Source organism: Anderseniella sp. Alg231-50 (genome assembly GCF_900149695.1).
GTDB lineage: Bacteria > Pseudomonadota > Alphaproteobacteria > Rhizobiales > Aestuariivirgaceae > Anderseniella.
This window is the reverse complement of record NZ_LT703003.1, coordinates 2,045,651-2,064,257: the sequence shown is the minus strand read 5'-3', so window position 1 is coordinate 2,064,257 and position 18,607 is coordinate 2,045,651. Positions and strand designations below refer to the sequence as shown.

The window sequence follows — 18,607 nt, the reverse complement described above, 5'->3', positions numbered from 1 at the left end:
CCATGTCCACACTGCTGACAGGCCTGGCTTTCACGACACCGCTGGCACTCGCCGGCCTGTTGGTGCTGCCGGTCATCTGGTGGCTGTTACGCTTCACACCGCCAAAGCCTCAACAAGTGAAGTTTCCGCCCTACCGGCTGCTGCTCGACCTGATCTCACGCGAGGAACAGCCGCAACACACACCGTGGTGGGTCTTGCTGATGCGTCTGGCCATGGCGGCAGCCGTCATACTCGGCGTTGCCGGACCGTTGCTGAATGCCTCTGACGTGCGCGACAGGTCATCCGACCCGTTGCTGATCATTGCCGATGACGGCTGGGCATCGGCGCCCCACTGGCAGCTTCGCCAGAACCTGATCCGCGATTTGCTGACCGAAGCACAACGCGCCGGCGCAGCGACGGCCATAACCGGAACCACCGGAACCTCTGATGTGCGGGAATTGAACCTCGCCGATGCCGCGACGACGCAGAAGAGTGCCGCCGCAATGAGCCCCAGCGCACTGTCTCCGAAACGCGAGGCACTGGGCACAGAACTTGCCGGCACTTTTGCCGATACCGAAAACCTGCGCGTGCTGTGGCTCAGCAACGGTGTCGCCGATACCGCGGATGGCGAATTCACCAACCAGCTTGCCGGCCTCGGCAATGGCACCGCCCGGGTGGAGGTGCTGCTTCCCGATACGGCCCGCATACCATCCGCCCTGCGCAAGCCCGAACTGGAAGCATCCCGGCTGAAACTGTCTGCAGAAAGAACATCAGGTGGCGAAGCCAGCACGCAGCAGGTGACCGTGCGTTCCCTCAGTGGCCGTGCACTGGCGGAAGCGCCCCTGGTGTTTGCCGCAGGTGAGACCAGCGCAACCGCGGTCGTCGAACTGCCGCTTGAGCTGCGCAATGAAGCGTCGCGCATCGAGATTACCAACGGACGCTCGGCGTCGGGCGTGTACCTGTTCGATGATCGCTGGCGGCGGAAATCGGTCGCCATGCTGTCAGGAGCGTCGCAGGAACTGGAACAACCACTTCTGTCGCCACTTTATTATGTGAGCCGAGCCATCCAGCCCAGCGCGGAAATCACCGAGATTTCCTCCGTCGACGGCATCCAGGATGCCCTGAAATCCGGTACATCGATGATGATACTGGCTGACATCGGCGTGCTCGGCGACAGCAATGTCACAGCCCTTGAAGGTTGGGTCGACAATGGCGGCGTTGTGGTGCGGTTTGCAGGCCCCCGACTGGCCGGCGGCCATGACGGGCTTGTACCGGTGGAACTGCGCAGCGGCGGACGCTCGCTGGGTTCGGCATTGAGCTGGGAGCAGCCTCAGGGATTGGCGCCGTTCGCCGAAAAAACACCATTTGCCGGTCTCCCCAGCGACAGTTCGATAAAGGTCACACGGCAGGTTCTTGCCGAGCCATCCGCCACCCTGCCCGGACTTGTCTGGGCCAGCCTCGATGACGGCACGCCGCTGGTAACGGCACGTGCACAGGGCAAGGGACTGGTCGTGCTGTTTCATGTCACCGCAAACGCTGACTGGTCCAACCTGCCACTGACGGGCCTGTTCGTGGAAATGCTCAAGCGGATTGCCGACATTGCACCTGCCGCCGGCAGTCTGGGCGCGGAAGCGACAGAAACTGCTGCTGCCAATGCGTCTGCGGCCAGTGCCAGCCAGGGTGCTTTCACGCCACTGCGCAGCCTTAATGGCTTTGGCGAACTTACCGCGCCACCTGCCAGTGCATCCCCCGTTGAAACCGATGCCTTTTTCAAGATGCAGCCCACGCCGGATCATCCTGCCGGCATCTACAGCCGGGGTGGTGCGCGCCATGCACTCAACCTCGATGCTGCCGGTGACGGTCTGGAAGCACTGAGCGGATTGCCGGCGTCATTTGCCGTGTCAACCTATGACCGCGCCCGGCCGACCGACCTGTCAGGCTGGCTGTTTGCAGCGGCACTGGCGCTGTTTGCCGCCGACTGCCTGGTCATGTTGTACCTGACCGGTGCCGCGGCCGGGATGATGAGGCGCGCAGCGCCTGCTGCTTCAGTCTCAATCTTGTTCGCAGCAGTTCTCATTGCCGCCGCTTCACCGCTTGTGAAGGCACAGGAAACCACCAGTTCGCAGGGCCTCGACGCGGCAGAACAGTTTGCCATGCAGTCAAGCCTGCAAACCCGGATCGGGTATGTCCTGACCGGCGACATGCAGGTGGATGCCACCTCCAAGATGGGACTTGAGGGACTGAGCCGGGTTTTGCAGCAACGCACCTCAATCGAGCCGGCGGACCCAATCGCCATTGACCTGCAGCGCGACGTCATCGTGTTCTTCCCGGTCATCTACTGGCCGGTGATCGCCAGCGCTCAACCGCCGGATGATGCCCTTCTCGCCAAACTGTCGGACTACATGAAGAACGGCGGCACGATCTTTTTCGACACCCGTGACGATAATGCATCCACAGCATCCCTGACCGGTTCGCCGTCACCGTCAACGATTGCCCTGCGTGGCATTCTTGACCGGCTGGATGTGCCCGCACTTGAGCCGGTGCCGGATGGTCACGTCATGACCAGGGCCTTCTATCTTCTGCAGAACTTCCCCGGCCGTTGGGCCGGCGGGCAGTTGTGGGTCGAAGCCCGCACGTCCGGCGAAACCAGCATCAAGGCCGCCGCCAGTGATGGTGTCAGTTCAATCATCATCGGGTCAAACGACTATGCCGCCGCCTGGGCAACGGATGAGGCCGGCAATCCGCAATACCCTGTATCGCCCGGCGGTGAAGGCCAGCGCGAACATGCCTGGCGCACCGGCGTCAATGTGATGATGTATGCGCTGACCGGCAACTACAAGGCGGACCAGGTCCATGTGCCTGCCCTGCTCGAACGATTGGGGCAGTAGAACCGTCATGCAATGGACCATGGATTTCCAACCTCTGGTGCCGGTATGGCTGGCAATCGCACTGGGCGTGATCGTTACCATTGTCGCCTTCGCCGGCCTGGTGGCGCGTGCACGCGGCGCGTTTTTGCGGGCCCTGACCGGCGCCGTGCTGACACTTGCCGTATTCAATCCGGTCCTGTTGCGTGAAGAGCGTGAGAGCCTGCCTGATATTGCCGTCATCGTGACAGACCGCAGCCAGAGCCAGACCATAGGAGACCGTGCCGCCCTTACCGATGCTGCTGAAACGGAACTTCGCAAACGGCTCGGCACAACGGCAAATCTGGAAGTGCGGCAGACCGAGGTACGTTCAGGCATCACCTCCGCTGATGAGGGCACCCTGGCCTTCGCGGCATTGCGCCAGGCATTGTCCGACATTCCGCCTGAGCGCTATGCAGGCGCCATCATGATCACCGACGGGCAGGTGCATGACATTCCAGACAGCATGGAACAACTCGGTTATGACGGACCTCTGCACGGGCTCATCACCGGCCGCGAAGGCGAGATCGATCGCACGATCAAGCTCACCCAGGCGCCGAAGTTCGGCATTGTCGGACAAAGTCAGGCCTTGCGGTTCATCGTAGCGGACCAGGGCGCGGCAAAGGGCCAGCCGGTGCAGGTCACGATCACGGTCGACGGGGTGGTCGCCGGAACGGTGACGACGCAGAGTGGCGTCGAGACGGAAATGGAGCTGGACATCACCCACGGCGGCGACAACATCATAGAATTGTCCGCCGCCGAACTGGCCGGTGAACTGACGACCCGCAACAACCGTGCGATCATCGTTACCAAGGGCATCAGGGACCGGCTGCGCGTGCTGCTGATTTCAGGCAAGCCGCACCCGGGCGAACGCACCTGGAGAAACCTGCTGAAAGCCGACACGTCGGTCGACCTGGTTCATTTCACAATTCTGCGCCCGCCGGAAAAACAGGACGGCACGCCCATCAACGAACTGTCGCTGATCGCATTTCCCACTCGCGAACTGTTTGTTGAAAAACTCTCCGAGTTCGACCTGATCATTTTCGACCGCTATGAACGCCGCGGTGTTCTGCCAGTGACATATCTGGCAAACATCGCCGACTATGTGGAAAAGGGCGGCGCTGTTCTTGTCGCGGCGGGGCCGGACTACGCCCAGGCCACCAGCATCTACCGCACGCCATTGTCCGCGATCCTGCCGGCCATGCCGACCGGCGAGGTCACCGTGGGGCCGTTCAAGGCGCGGGTCACCGAGAAGGGCGAGCGCCATCCGGTAGTGCGCGGCCTGCCCGGCGCCAGCAAGACCGAACCCACCTGGGGACGCTGGTTCCGCATCATCGATTCGGAAGTGCGAAATGGCGACATTGTCATGGCGGGGCCGGAAGACCGGCCGTTGATGGTGCTGTCGCGCGTCGGTGAAGGCCGCGTCGCGGAACTCATGTCGGACCATGCCTGGTTGTGGGCGCGCGGATTTGAAGGCGGCGGTCCGCAGGCCGAGATGCTGCGGCGCATGGCGCACTGGCTTATGAAGGAGCCGCAGCTTGAGGAAGAAGCGCTGTCGGGAACCCAGACCGGCACGCAACTGACCGTTGAGCGCAATACCATGGGCGAAGAGGTCGACGACGTGACCGTCACCCTGCCGTCGGGCGAAACCAGGACAATAAATCTGGAACAGGCACAACCAGGCATCTGGCGCGGCAAACTTGAAGCGACGGAAGCAGGCCTGCATCGTTTGTCGGACGGCAAACTGGAGGCGGTTGCAGCCATAGGGACGGTTGATCCTCGAGAGGCAACGGATCTGTCCGCCACCACCGAAAAATTGAACCCGCTGGCAGCCAGTACGCGCGCCTCGGCCCGCTTCATCTCCGAAGATGGCAAACCGGCCTCAATGACGCTGCCGCGTATCGCCAAGGTAAATGCAGGCCGCTCCATGTCAGGATCCGGCTGGATCGGCCTGAAGGCCAACAACGCCTATCGTGTGCTGTCGATTGGCGCGTTCCCGATGTTTGCGACACTGCTGGCCCTGGCAGCCCTGCTGGCGCTGGTTTCACTGACCTGGTATCGCGAGGGCCGCTGACCGGGCACCGGGTGCTCGTGCGACAAGCTCAGCATCACGTCACAGGCGATGCATGCCGTGTCGCCTGAAATCGCGACGGAGACAGCACCAGCCCGCCAACATTGTCGAATGCGCCAGGTGTCAGTTCGCAAAACAGCAATCGTGCCGGGTCCACCGGTCCCGGCAATGTCAGTCGTCCGTCCGGCACCCGCGAAAACCCGAACGGAGCATAATAAGGCTCATCTCCGACAAGAATAACCAGTTGGTGTTCCAGCCTTGCAGCCTGCTTGAGAGAATGCCTCATGAGCATTGCGCCCAGTCCGGTCCCCTGCAAATGCGGTTCGACCGCTATCGGCCCGAGCATGATCGCACGATGGCCCGGCTCACCTATGCACAGATGCCAGAAACTGATCACGGCTCTGAGCGTCGAACCGGTTCTTTCATCATCGAGATAGAGCCCGAAACTTAGTCCCTCCACTGCCCGTTCGCCCTCGCGAAGCCGGTACGAAGTTTTGGCTCGCCGGCCGATGCCAAACGCCCGGTCAAGCAGCCCGTCCGCTTGAGCGACAAGCGCTGCGTCATCATGGTTGAATGGTTTTATACAGTCTGGGTTGGTGAGCATCGACCTGTTTCCGATTGAACGAGAAATTGTGCAGTGTGGGTTTCACACCGGACTTCCTCACCGGTCGCAGGTTGCATCAGGGCAAAAAGCAGATCGCGCGCGAGGACAGTCCGGCAGTGCGGGAAGGAACTCCGCATCGCCTGGTCACAAATCGTCGCTGACGCACTTTCACTGGCATTCTGGTCGTCCTGACTACTTTACCGTTCGCCATCGCCTGCACGGGATTTTCGTCCGCCGGAGCAACAGCAGTGCTGGCCATATCATGTTGTCGGTTGGAGCGTCAAATATTGCGTGTAGCCGCCGCATGCCGGATGAGCCGATTGCCGACCTGTCGGCATTACCAGATTTCAGATATCGCACGCGTTCCGTCCAGCTCTTGCAGGCGCCGCCGCATAGGATCCGAACAGTCCCCGGCGATCTCCGAAGGATCCAGAAACGCACGTTCGGTTATCTCAAGTGACGGCTTCCAATCACCGTCTTCAAAGCTCGTGGCGATGTATACCGCCACATAGTCGCCGGGAAAGTTGGCGTGGTTCGAGAACAGTCCATGCATCGCCACATCCCCTTTCAGCCGCACCCCGGTCTCCTCGACCACTTCACGCTTCAGCGCGCTAACCGGTGCCTCTCCCCTGTCCACTCCGCCGCCCGGAAAAATCCAGCCATGGGTGTATCGCTGGCGCACAACCAGCATTCGCCCGTCTGCATCACGGATCACGCCGCGCGTCCCCAACGTCATCCCGCGTGTCAACCGTCCCAGCGGCTGCAACAGCAGCCGGTTGGCAATTGGAAACATGACCGACTTCAACATCGAAACCCCATCTGTTTCTGTTTAGAAATTCGTTGTGGTTGAGAAAGTTCACAAAACTGCGCTCTAACTACTGGCTTTCGCATAACTTTGCTCGCAAAATCGCCTTTATTCTGAGAGACATGCTATAAAACCAATGAACAAATTGCACGCGGCTCCACGGGTCGCATTCCGCTGCGATTTTAACAAGATGATCAGGTAGGTAAAATTGGGTGCGCCGGTCAGAAATCATCCCGATCTGATGTGCCTGAACCACTGCTGATCCCGTTCCCGTAACCGAACTCAATCAGGAAGCCGCCATGGCCACAACAGCTAAGCCAGAGAGATCAGCCTTGAATCAGGCTTTTGTGACCTATGGTCGCCGGTTCAGAAACCTGATCGCGAGTTTCCAATCAAGACAGTCTCTCATCGGCGATACACCCGTTCTGGACACGGCGCATTTTCCCGAGTTCAAGGTGCTGGAGGACAACTGGCAGGACGTGCTCGTCGAAATCAGGGAAATCCTGAAGTTTCGCGAACAGGTACCGAAATTCCACGAAGTCTCCACCGATCAGAAGAAGATTTCCAAGGGAGACCAGTGGCGCACGTTCTTCCTGTTCGGGTTTGGAACAAAGCTGGAGCGCAACTGTGCCAAGGCGCCCAAAACCGCAGCCATGCTGGAAACCATTCCAAACCTGCAGACCGCGTGGTTTTCGATCCTGGCACCTGGAGCCCATATTCCGCCCCACAAGGGAGTAACCAAGGGTATCGTTACCTGTCACCTGGGATTGATTGTGCCGCAGGACCAGCAGAACTGCCGGTTACGTGTGGCAGACGAATACTGCACCTGGCAGGAAGGCAAGATTTTCGTTTTTGACGATACCTACAAGCATGAAGTCAGCAACAACACCGATGAAGAACGGGTTGTGTTGTTGTGGCACGTGGACAGGCCAATGAAGACACCGGCCCGCTTGCTGCACAAATTCTTCATTGCCGGTCTGAAAAAGAGTTCGTTCTTCAAAAACCCGCAGAAAAACATGGAAACCTTTGAAGACAGGTTCGAACAGGCCACCAGGGATGCTGCGGAGACCCTGGAAAAAATGAGTACGCGCGACTGAGACGCTGCTCGCAGCCCGCGCATGGCTGCTTGTATGATGTCCGGGCTTGCTGTTCGGTCTTCATGGCTGAAAATCATCGCGAACTGTTGGCTTCATTCAACTCCGCCCTTGCCCAAGCGACGAGACGCCTCTAATCGTTGTGGAATGCGTGATCCTGTAACAAATATCAACACTATGATGACGGTTGCCTGATGCTGAGACTTTTCCGGATTTTTGCATCTGCAAAAGGCACCAATCCATGGCTGGTCCTGACCTGCCTGATTCTGTCATCGGTAGCTGAAATAGCATCAATGAGCGCATTGTTGCCCGCACTTCTGACCGTGTCGGGCGAACAAGGCGATCTGCCACCGGCGTTCCAGACGGTTATTGATGCAACGCTGGCGGTAACCGGGCTGCCTAACACCGTTCTCGGGTATACAATTGCCGTAGTAGCGATGCTGGTCCTGCGCACCATCTTGCTGGGTGCCGCACTTACATATGCCGGTTTTTCGATCGCAAACGTCTCGACCAAATTGCGCGAAGACCTGCTGAACGCCATGTTCGACACGAAATGGCGCTACTTTGTCGATCATCGCGCCGGGCGGATTGCCAATACCATTTCGGTTGATGCCACGCGTGCTGGCCAGGCCTATATGGAATCCGCAAAGTTTGTCGCTGCAATTGTCCAGGGCACTGGCTACCTCATCTTTGCAATGATGGCGTCGGTCAAGTTTGCAATTGCCGGTGTCATTGCCGGCGCAATCATTGTGCTGGGGCTGGGTAAGCTGATTGCGATCAGCCGTCGTGCCGGCAAGCGCCAGACGGCTTCGACCAGCCAGCTTGTCACCATTGTCGCTGACGCCCTGAACAACATCAAGCCAATCAAGTCAATGGCTCGAACGGTGCCGTTCATTGCCATGTTCGGTTCAAACCTGCAGACCCTCAACAAATCGATGAAGGTCCAGGTCTTGTCTTCCCAGGGACTGGAACGCGGCAGCGACATTCTGATTGCAATAATGATCGGGGTCAGTTTCTTTCTGGCCGTTGGCGTTTGGGGAATAACACTTGCCAGCGTCACGGTGCTCGGCATCATCGGTTATCAATCCTTTTCCATTGTGCGGCGCCTTCAACGGTTCCTGCAGCGCGGTGCCGAACTGGAGGCTTCCTACTACGCCGTTCACCAGATGTCGGAAAGACTGACCAGCGAAGCTGAACGTACCGGCGGTGCGCAGGACATAACCCTGGATGAAGGATGCACCTTCGACCATGTGACGTTTGCACACGAGGACCGGCCAACCGTCGAGAACGTCTCGCTGTTCATTCCTTCCGGCAAGATTACCGTGCTGCAGGGACCGTCCGGCGCCGGCAAGACGACAATTGTCGATCTGCTGCTTGGTCTGCATGAACCTGCCTCCGGAAGCATCAAGGTCGACGGCCGTCCGCTGACCGAGTTATCGCTGAAAGCATGGCGTTCAAACATCGGCTATGTACCGCAGGAACTGTCACTGCTGCACTCCAGCCTGCGCGACAACATTGCGCTTGGCAACACTGCGCTCTCTGATGACGACATAGCCGATGCGCTGCGGCTTGCAGATGCTGAAGACTTCATCAACTCCCTGCCTGATCGGCTGGACTCGAATGCCGGCGAAATGGGTGGCCGCCTGTCAGGTGGGCAACGACAGCGTATTGCGCTGGCCCGGGCTCTGGTGAGCCGGCCCAAACTGCTGATACTTGACGAGGTTACCAGCGCGCTCGATCCTGAAACCGAAGCCAGCATTTGCCGCAATGCCCTCGAGCTTGCCGGCGAGTTCACGATCATTGCTATTACCCATCGGCCGGCCTGGTCCAGAATCGCAGATCGCCTGTACAAGGTGGAAAACGGCGCCGCTGTGGAAATCAAGACTCCGGCCAGGCGTAACCGGAAAACGGCAGAAACGCCCGCGCATGAGTGACGTTGAAATCCGATTGGTCGATGACCCGCGTGACTACAGGGCTTTTGTCCAGGTACCTCATGCCGTTTTCGCTGACGACCCGGCCTGGATCGCGCCTCTGAATTTCGAACGCTCACAGCACCTTTCTCCCAGGCACAATCCGTTTTTCGAACATGGCCGGGCGCAATTGTTTCTGGCCATCCGCGATGGTCGGCCCGTTGGCCGGATTTCGGCACAGGTTGATGAACTCAGGCTCGCCCGCTACCGCGACGCAACCGGCATGTTCGGTTTCCTCGATGCCATCGATGACCGCGCTGTCTTTGCAGCTTTGCTCAATGCCGCGGAAGACTGGCTCAAGACAGAAGGAATGACCCGCGCCGTTGGTCCGTTCGGCTTTTCCATCAATGAAGAAACTGGTTTGCTGGTGGACGGCTTTGAACATCCGCCGGCGGTTATGATGGGCCATGCGGCGCCTTACTATGAGGGTCATGTTACAGCCGCCGGGTACACGCCGGTGAAGGATGTGCTGGCCTATGATTTCGACAACTCGAAAGCATTGCCCCGCGGACTGGCGGGAATGCTGGCCAAGGTAAAGGCCACCGGCGATCTTGAAGTCCGGCCGCTGAGCAAGAAGAACCTGGACCGGGACCTCGCCATTCTGATTGATATTTTCAATGATGCCTGGTCTGACAACTGGGGATTTACACCGTTCAGTGATGCGGAAATCCGAAAGCTTGGCCAGGATCTGAAAATGCTGGTCGAAGAGCAGTTCATCGCGTTTGCAATCTATCAGGGCGAACCCAGCGCCATGGCCGTGACACTCCCCGACATCAATCGCGCGGCCCGCGACCTGAACGGAAAACTGCTGCCGTTTGGCTGGCTGAAACTGTTGTCGCGCCTGAAGTTTTCCACGCCGGAGGCGGTTCGTTTGCCGCTGATGGGCGTACGCAAGAAGTTTCATGGCACACCGGTCGGATCGGCCCTTGCGATGTCGGTTATTGATGCTATCCGCACCTACCATGTCGGCAGGGGCACGCAGCGTGCGGAATTGTCCTGGATACTGGAAGACAATCTGCCAATGCGCCGCATGATAGAAGCCGTTGGCGGAACAGCCTACAAGACCTATCGGATTTTTGAACGCAACATTGCCTGACGGACATTTCTGTGACTTTTCGCATTGCGCACATATCGGATGTTCACCTGGCGCCCTTGCCACCGGTCAAGGCGTCAGAGATGACCTCAAAACGCATCGTGGGCTATAATTCCTGGATGTTCCGGCGCAAGGCCATCCATGACCCCTCTATTGCCAGCGAGATTGTGCGTGACATCAAGGCCGCCCAGCCCGGCCATGTAATGGTGACCGGGGACCTGGTGAACATTGCCCTGCCCCGCGAATTCATCAATGGCGAGAGCTGGCTTCGGAACCTCGGCAGGCCCGACTGGATTTCGTTTGTGCCCGGCAATCATGATGCCTATGTGCCGGTGCAGTGGGACAAGGGAATGGGCCGACTGGGCGACTACATGACCGGCGACCTGATGGTGCAGGGAGCTGTCGCGACAGCCGGTATTGCCATGCCGTTCCCGTATGTGCGCCAGCGCCGCAATATCGCGCTTATCGGCGTATCAACGGCCGTACCGACGAGGCCCGGCCGCGCCACAGGTATTCTGGGAGACGCGCAGCTCGATGCGCTTGCAAACACCCTGCAGAACCTGCGCTCGAAGGGCTTCTACCGGATATTGATGATCCATCATCCGCCATTGCCCGGCCTGGCCAAACGGCGCAAGGCCCTGACCGACGCCAAAAACCTGAAACAGGTACTGGAGGACCAGGGCTGCGATTTGGTTGTGCACGGTCACAATCACATCACAATGCGCAATACGCTGGCCTCCCGGCACGGGCCGGTCCATATTCTCGGCATGCCTGCAGCCACATCAAGTGGCGCACGCAGTACCGAACCGGCCGCCTGGAACGAATACCATATCCGCCGCACATCCGGCAGGTGGCAGTGCACCGTCAACACCAGATGCTGGGACACGGAAAAGTGCAGCTTCGTGCCGCAAACAAGTTATAGTCTGGATTGACAATTCAGGTAATGCATTGTTTGAACAGTCGGAGCGGTTTGCTGTAGAGCACCAGGGGATCAAGTGGCCCCATAAACCTGATCTGGCCATTCCGGCAGCAACAGAGGACGGCGCGCGGCCGAAAGCAATATTTTCAGAATTCCGATTATCGAGCGATATGTCATTCGCCAGGTATCAATTCCGTTGCTGACTGCACTGGGAGCCGGATTGTCCGTGCTGTGTGCTGAACGCATCGTGCAGGTACTGGATATCACGCTTGGCAATCGCAACTCGTTTGGCGTGGTCCTCGAACTGCTGGCGTACTGGATGCCGCACTATATCGGGCTTGCCGCACCTGTGGCCCTGTATCTCGGCTTGTTGTTCGGCTTCAACAAAATGTCCAAGGATTCCGAACTGGATGCCTTTCTGGCAGCCGGTGTCGGGCTTGGAAGACTGACCCGTCCGGTCTGCATGATTTCGGTCGTTCTCGCCGTCAATGCCGCCTTGATGTTTGGCTGGATACAACCCTATTCGCTGTATGCCTACCGGGCCACTGTCTACACCCTTGCCAATGTCGACGTGTTCTATCTCGCGGAAGAAGGCGTCTTCATGCAAACCGGCAAGCGCACCTTCATTCTCGACAAGCTGGAACGCCGGGACAATTCATTCCAGCGCATCTTCATGTATGACGACAATGGCCGGAAGGGCAGCGAAACCATTACCGCCCTGAACGGCAAGCTGGTGGATGATCCGGCCAATTCCCGACCTGTCCTGCGGCTTGATGACGGTCACCGCATGGAAATGAAGTCGAAGAACGCAACGGCTTCGACGTCCACACTGGAGCCACCGGTGGTCGGTGACTTCCAGTCGGCTGATGTGGCACTGGGCGAACTGTCGAAAGAGGTGTTCCGTCCGCGCGGGCGTAATGAACGGGAACTGACACTGACGGAATTGTACATGCAATTGCAGAGTGCAGACCCGAGTGACAATCGAAAGACAAAGATGGAGGCGCAATTCCATATCCGGCTGGCGCTGGTGGCACTGGTACTGATCCTGCCGTTTTTGGCGCTGCCCTACGCGATTGGTTCGCGCCGCGGCAACCGGGCCTACAGGTTCGCCATAGCACTTATCCTGCTGGTGGCATTTCATGAAGTGCTGCAGCAGGGACATCTGATAACACGGGTGTCCGGCACTTCTGTCTGGTTGACTATATGGACACCGTTTTCGCTGTTTGCCGGATTTGCATTCTGGCGGTTCTACGTCACTTGTTACACCTTGCCCCGGCCCTGGCTGGAACCGGTGATGGAGGACATAGCTGATCATATCAAGACCGTCTGGCGCAAGATCAGGCCGTTGCCTGCCCCGGGTTCACCATGAAGACAATCGGCTGGCTGCTGTCAAAAATGATCCTGCTGCGGTTCGTGATGATCCTCACCGGCATTTCGGTCTTCGTCGTTTCACTGACGCTTGTGACCTATTCGGAAGAAATCCTGAAACGTGGCCCGGGCGGCGCGGCGGCCATAGCCGAGTACGCCTTGCTGCTGTTACCGGTTACAGCTTCGACCTTCATGGCGATTGCCGTATTGCTCGGCATTCTGCTGGCACTTGTCGAACTGTCCTATCGCAGTGAACTTACCGCCATCTGGGCAACCGGCCTATCGCCGGTGAAAATTGTGTTCATGCTGTTTCCGCTCGCTGTGATTATCGGCGGCATGACATTCCTGATTGCCGATCAGGGCGTACCGAGGGTCACGCCCAAGCTGATAGATTGGGGCATCGGCGAATATGGCAGCAAGAAAGCCGGTGCCGGCAGCGGCAAGGCAATCTGGATGCGCGCCGACAATGACATCTTGCGCGCCTCGGGCGCAAACAGCGATGCAACCGAGTTGACCGACATCATCATTTTCCGCCGCGGCCCCGACGGCAAACTGCTGGAACAGATCAATGCCCACAAGGCCACTTTGGTGAACCGGCGCTGGCAACTGGAAGATGTGATTATCTACCACGCAGAAAACGTAAAACCCAACCGCATCAAACGGCTGGTGTACTCGGGAAATATGCGTCCCGCCCGCGAAGGCAAACGCTCCGGTGAACCTGCGGAGATGTCGACAGTTGACCTGGGATATTTCATCCGCAACGCCGGTTTTGGCATCAAGCCTGTGCACGTGTTCGAAACCTGGTGGCATCGGCGCATGTCGTTGCTGTTCACGCCATGGCTGATGATTGCCCTGTGTATTCCGCTGGCGGTTCAGTTCAGGCGCGGCGGTGCCGCTGGTCGCCTGTTCATGGTCGGGCTGGCTCTGGGCTTCACCTTCTCGATATTCGAAGGCATAGCACTGACCATGGGAGAAGTGGGTTTCGTGCCGCCCTGGTTTGGCGCCTGGGCACCATTTCTCGTTTATGCGGCCATTGCCGGCGCCATGACATTCAAGGCGGAAACGGTCAGCTGACGCCCGTGCTTGCGGCACGCGGCATTGGGCCAGGCCAAAAACTCTCTAGGCTGATGCGCTCGCAAGCTGCTTGTCGGCCACGACCGTAGCGAACAGTTCGATGATCCGGTCAATTTCAGCCTCGGTGTGCGCGGCTGAAACCGAACACCGCAACAGGCACAACTTGCCGGGCGTGCCGGGTGGCAGCGCGATATTCACGTAAACACCGGCGGCCAGCAGTTCGTTCCACATCACCAGGGTCGACGGTTCATCGGCACACTTGACCGCTATAACCGGGCTCACTTCATCACAGCCCAGTTCAAGCCCCAGTCCACGCAATCCGTGGAACAAGCGCGCCGAGTTCGACTGCAACCGGTCGCGCCTTTCCGGCTCGCGCGCCAAAACCCTAACTGCCGCAGTAGCAGTGGCAACCGATGCCGGTGACGGCGAAGCGGTGAACATGTACGGCTTGGAAGAATAGCGAACAGTTTCAAACATCGGATGGTTCGAGGCGCCGAACCCGCCAATTGCACCAATCGATTTGGAAAACGTACCGACGACAAAGTCAGCCTCATGCATCAGTCCGGCTTCATCCGCCAGGCCACAGCCATTGGGTCCGAGAACGCCGAATGAATGGGCTTCATCGACCAATAGCTGGAAGCCGTGCTTCTTCTTGACTTCGACGAATTCAGCCAGCGGGGCGCGGTCGCCCAACATGGAATAGATCCCTTCCAGAACCACCAGGTGCCCGCCGCCGGTATCCCCCATGCGGGTCAGGCGCTTGTCGAGGTCCGCAGCATCGTTGTGCCGGAACCGCACAAGCTGTGCACCTGAAAGCGTGCATCCGTCATAGATCGAGGAATGACTGTCAGCATCCAGGAAGATCGTGTCCTTGGGTCCGGCAAGCCCCGCCATCATGCCCAGGTTGGCCTGATAGCCGGTAGAGAACACTATGCAGTGCTTCATGCCCAGAAAACCGGCCAGTTCCTGTTCCAGTTCCTCATGAATGGCATAGCTGCCATTGGCGATCCGCGAACCGGTAGTACCTGTTCCATGTTCGGCCAGGGCACGCTGGCCCGCCTCGACGCAGGAAGCTTCGAACGTCACGCCCATGTAATTGTTGGTGCCGGCAAGAATAGTGTCACGCCCGTCAATCATCGCACGGGTCGGTGACAGCAGCTTCTCGTTCACCGGGCCTACGCGCGAGCCAGCTTCCGCCACCTTCTGCATCCGGTCCAGGAGCCCTTTGTTCTTGTCGAGCAGATCAACCATTACAGTACCTTTGGTCTTATGTTTTCTTTCGTGCCTGAACAACCGAGATCAGGTCTTTCATGGTGTGGGTTTCCGACAGCACATTCAGCGGAATATCCATATCAAAATGATCCTCCACTTCCATGACGAAATCCATCACCGAAACAGAGTCTATTGCCAAGTCCACAGCAATTTCAGTCTGAGGTTTCAGTTCGACCTGCTTTTCATTGAACGGTTGCAAAAGCTCGCTCAGCTTGTCGAAAATTTCCTGCTCGTCGTCCGTCATACTCTGTTATCTCCATCAACAATGTGCCGCTTTGTAGGCGCGTCTTATCCCGCAGGCAACCATCCATGCGCCCGATACCAGCGAAGGGTGTCAGCAAACCCCTCGTCAAACTTCCTTCGGGCTTGCCAGTGCCCCGTCGCGTCCAGGCGAACCCCCTTTATCACCCAGTCAGCATGATAAAGTTCGCGGGCTTTTCCAGCCGTCAAAATCTGTGCCTTGCCGGTTATCCCGGCCATCATCGCACCGGCAGTACCGGCCATCTGCACAATCGGGCGGGGTAACAGGTGAACCCGGGGCGTGAACCCCAGGCTGCGCCCGGCGGCGGTGGCCACATCCTGCCAGCTGTATCCGTTCACAGTTGCATCATCCGCCTCATAGACCGTACCGCCTTCAACAAGTCCTTCCGCCGCCGCAACCAGCCCACTTGCCAGGTCTTCGACATGCAGCAGAGAAATCCGCTGATCGTGCGTACCGGTCAGGATCGCATGCCGCCTGGACAGCTGCTGCACCAAAGGCAGCGTTGCGCGATCCCCCGGTCCGTAAACCGCCGGCGGGCGCACGCAGATCCATTCCATGTCGCCTGCCGCGCCTGCAACAATCGATTCCGCCGCCGCCTTTGACGCACAATAGCCGGATAACGCAGGCTCTCTGGCGGCCAGCGACGACACGTGCACAAACCTGGTCACGTCGGCACGGCCTGCAGCTTCAACAACCGCACGGGTGCCGTCTGCATTGACCGCCATGAACCGGGCTGCGTCGATCGCCTTTATGGCACCGGCCACATGCACAACGACCTCTGCCCTGCCAACCAACTCGTCCAAGGCCTGCGTGTCGTCCAGCGCCCCTTCAACAACAACTGCGGAAGCCGGAAATTTCTTGCTCAACCGCGATCGATCGCGAACCAGCGCTGTGATGTCATGGCCGCGTGCAGCCAGCTGGCGCACCAGGTGTGAACCCACAAATCCGGTAACTCCGGTGATCGCAATCCGAAGCGGCGCAGGGTGCGCTTGTCGTGAAGGCATGGCTCAATCACTTAACAGCAGATTGTTCAGCAGAAATGCCGGACTGGTGCGAACGGGCGCGAACCTATTCGGCAGCCACAGACATGGCGTTTTCGACGGTGTCCAGATCTGTCACGATTTCAACGATGTCACCATTGCTGAACATGGTTTTCGCGCCGGAACGTGACAACTTGCCTGATGACGTGAACGGCAGTGATTTGGGCGGCACCATAACCACTTGTGCCTCGATACCGATTGTCCGGGAAATCTGGGCTTTAACGGCTTTGCGAAGTGCGTCGATTTCATCATCCTTGCGCACGCGGCACTGCACCAGAACACGCACGCAATCTTCACCCATCGAGCCTTCGACAGCAAACGCGGCCACGTCCCCGTCACGCACTGCGGACAGTTTCTCGACGGACCATTCAATGTCCTGCGGCCAGATATTGCGTCCGTTGTGCAAGATCATGTCCTTGGCCCGGCCCGTAATGACAATCTCGCCACCCAGCCAGTACCCCATGTCACCAGTGTCCATAAAACCATCGTCGCGCATGATCGCCGACGTGGCGGCATCATTACGGAAATAGCCGCTCATCAGGCTCGGGCCGGCAATCTCGATGCATCCGATCTCGCGGTCACCCAGTTCCTTGCCGGTGACATTCACGACCCTCATTTTGTGAGCGGGAAGCGGACGTCCGCACACGACGAAACTGCGGACCCGATCGGGATCGGTTTCGGTCGAGACTTCGGCAACACCGTACTCTTTCATTGCCGTGCGATCGATCACGTCAACCCGGATCTCTTCATCCGCATCGACAAAGCATACGCCGAGCGTGGACTCGGCCATCCCGTAGCTGGGCAGGAACGCCTTTGATTTGAAGCCGGTGACACCGAGTGTTTCCGAAAACAGTTTCAGCACGTCGGCACGCACCATGTCGCCGCCGATACCGGCTACACGCCATTGATCCAGCTTGAGATCGGGCAGACTGCCGTTTGCACGGCGCGCCGCGAGGTCATAACCGAATGACGGGCCATAAGCGACCGTGCACTGGTTTTGCGACATCAGCTTGAGCCACAGCGCCGGACGGCGCGCGAACGCCGGGGTGGCAAGATAGTCAACCGACACCTGCCCCATCATTGGCGACAGGCAGAATCCGACCAGCCCCATGTCATGATACAGCGGCAGCCAGGAAAAGGCCCTGTCGGTCGGGCGAATCTTCAGTCCGTGACGCAGAATGGCCATGGTGTTCGCACACGCGGCTTTCTGGGAAATCAACACACCCTTCGGGTTGGATGTGGAGCCGGATGAATACTGAATGTAGGAAATATCTTCCGGGCCGAACGGCTGGAGTGCAGGACCTTCGGTAGAAAGGCTCGCCAGCTGCTCATGGCTCAACACGCGCCTGATACCGGCACGGCCTGCGGCATCGCGAACCAGCTCATCAAGATCAGCTGTTGTAACCACTGCGGTTGCGTGCGCACTTTCGAGCATGCCGGCAATACGTGTCACATAACTCTCGCGTCCGCCGATATACATGGAATAAGGCAACGGGCACGGCACCATGCCGGCATACTGGCATCCGAAGAACACCACCATGAATTCAGCACCCGTCTCGGCCACCACGCCAACGCGCTCGCCCGGCTTGATGCCGGCGTTGACAAGCTGATGCGCTGCGGCAATCGCCCGCTTTCTCAACTGATGATAGGATACGATCTCTTCAAGCTGGCCGCGGGGGCCGTAAAAATTCATCCCCGTCTGGCCCTGGGCTGCGTAATCAAGCCCCTCGCACAAGGTGGTAAATCCGCCAAGGCGCTGCACCAGGTCTGCATTGATTGTCGGTGTTCCTGCCGGTGTGAAGGGGCGGACTTCCGCCCCGGCTCCCGTGCCAATTTCGGTTGTCGTGTCTACACGCACCAATCGAACCCCTTTTTTCCGGCGAACCGGTAACAACACCCTGCCGTTGTCACTCGATGCAAATCGCCTTCACCACCAATTGACTAAAGTTTTACCAGATGCGGCGCGTGACACTGAAATCACTTGATATTTCAGAATGTAACGTGTCGGAACGGCAGTTTCTCCGAGACCGGGCCCAGACGGCCCAAAACACCCCAAAAACCGGCCGATCCAGCCTGAAATTCGTGTAACAACCGGATACAAATCTGTCATCATCGCGACAAATCCGCAGGATTGTCATGGTGGAAGGCACTGA

14 protein-coding genes are annotated in these 18,607 nt (G+C 58.6%); 8 read left to right on the top strand and 6 right to left on the bottom strand.

The features are described 5' to 3' along the window. Positions 1-2: 2 nt before the first annotated feature. Together DHN55_RS09725 and DHN55_RS09720 are read left to right on the top strand one after the other, a co-directional pair. Positions 3-2,867, top strand: a complete 2,865-nt coding sequence (locus DHN55_RS09725; RefSeq protein WP_108881094.1) for a DUF4159 domain-containing protein — start codon at positions 3-5, stop codon at positions 2,865-2,867. 19 nt (positions 2,868-2,886) lie between these two features. After that, positions 2,887-4,956 (top strand): hypothetical protein, encoded by a 2,070-nt coding sequence (locus DHN55_RS09720; protein ID WP_337660116.1) that lies wholly within the window; start codon positions 2,887-2,889, stop codon positions 4,954-4,956. Positions 4,957-4,990: 34 nt separating this feature from the next. Here the strand turns inward: DHN55_RS09720 and DHN55_RS09715 are convergent, their stop codons facing one another. Then, complete coding sequence (locus tag DHN55_RS09715) at positions 4,991-5,557, bottom strand: GNAT family N-acetyltransferase (protein WP_108881092.1); 567 nt, start codon at positions 5,555-5,557, stop codon at positions 4,991-4,993. A 337-nt stretch (positions 5,558-5,894) separates the two neighbouring features. After that, positions 5,895-6,365, bottom strand: coding sequence for an NUDIX domain-containing protein (locus DHN55_RS09710; protein ID WP_108881091.1), 471 nt, complete (start codon positions 6,363-6,365; stop codon positions 5,895-5,897). 296 nt (positions 6,366-6,661) lie between these two features. Between DHN55_RS09710 and DHN55_RS09705 the strand changes: the two genes are divergently transcribed. The 6 genes from DHN55_RS09705 (at position 6,662) to DHN55_RS09680 (ending at position 13,880) form a co-directional block, all read left to right on the top strand. Then, entirely contained in the window at positions 6,662-7,459 is a 798-nt protein-coding gene (locus tag DHN55_RS09705; RefSeq protein WP_108881090.1) for an aspartyl/asparaginyl beta-hydroxylase domain-containing protein, read from the top strand. A gap of 191 nt (positions 7,460-7,650) precedes the next feature. Further along, complete coding sequence (locus DHN55_RS09700) at positions 7,651-9,390, top strand: ATP-binding cassette domain-containing protein (protein ID WP_108881089.1); 1,740 nt, start codon at positions 7,651-7,653, stop codon at positions 9,388-9,390. Beyond that, positions 9,383-10,522: an N-acetyltransferase gene (locus DHN55_RS09695; RefSeq protein ID WP_108881088.1), complete on the top strand. Its 1,140-nt coding sequence runs from the start codon at positions 9,383-9,385 to the stop codon at positions 10,520-10,522. The genes DHN55_RS09700 and DHN55_RS09695 overlap by 8 nt, the downstream gene beginning before the upstream one ends. Before the next feature lie 11 nt (positions 10,523-10,533). Beyond that, positions 10,534-11,451: a metallophosphoesterase family protein gene (locus DHN55_RS09690; protein WP_337660115.1), complete on the top strand. Its 918-nt coding sequence runs from the start codon at positions 10,534-10,536 to the stop codon at positions 11,449-11,451. Positions 11,452-11,580: 129 nt separating this feature from the next. Continuing rightward, positions 11,581-12,807 (top strand): LptF/LptG family permease, encoded by a 1,227-nt coding sequence (locus DHN55_RS09685; RefSeq protein WP_108881086.1) that lies wholly within the window; start codon positions 11,581-11,583, stop codon positions 12,805-12,807. Further along, a complete protein-coding gene (locus tag DHN55_RS09680; RefSeq protein ID WP_108881085.1) occupies positions 12,804-13,880 on the top strand; it encodes an LptF/LptG family permease in 1,077 nt (358 codons plus the stop codon). The genes DHN55_RS09685 and DHN55_RS09680 overlap by 4 nt, the downstream gene beginning before the upstream one ends. Before the next feature lie 45 nt (positions 13,881-13,925). On the opposite strand, the gene spt is transcribed toward DHN55_RS09680, so the two are convergent. From spt to DHN55_RS09660, 4 genes are all read right to left on the bottom strand, one after another. Then, on the bottom strand, positions 13,926-15,131 hold the full coding sequence (spt, locus tag DHN55_RS09675; protein ID WP_108881084.1) for a serine palmitoyltransferase: 1,206 nt from the start codon (positions 15,129-15,131) through the stop codon (positions 13,926-13,928). 16 nt (positions 15,132-15,147) lie between these two features. Beyond that, the gene (locus DHN55_RS09670) at positions 15,148-15,396 is read right to left on the bottom strand and encodes a phosphopantetheine-binding protein (protein ID WP_108881083.1); all 249 of its coding nucleotides are present in this window, start codon (positions 15,394-15,396) and stop codon (positions 15,148-15,150) included. A 44-nt stretch (positions 15,397-15,440) separates the two neighbouring features. After that, on the bottom strand, positions 15,441-16,418 hold the full coding sequence (locus DHN55_RS09665; protein WP_108881082.1) for an NAD-dependent epimerase/dehydratase family protein: 978 nt from the start codon (positions 16,416-16,418) through the stop codon (positions 15,441-15,443). Between the two features lie 64 nt (positions 16,419-16,482). Then, the gene (locus tag DHN55_RS09660; protein WP_337660114.1) at positions 16,483-18,312 is read right to left on the bottom strand and encodes a fatty acyl-AMP ligase; all 1,830 of its coding nucleotides are present in this window, start codon (positions 18,310-18,312) and stop codon (positions 16,483-16,485) included. Positions 18,313-18,607: the final 295 nt, after the last annotated feature.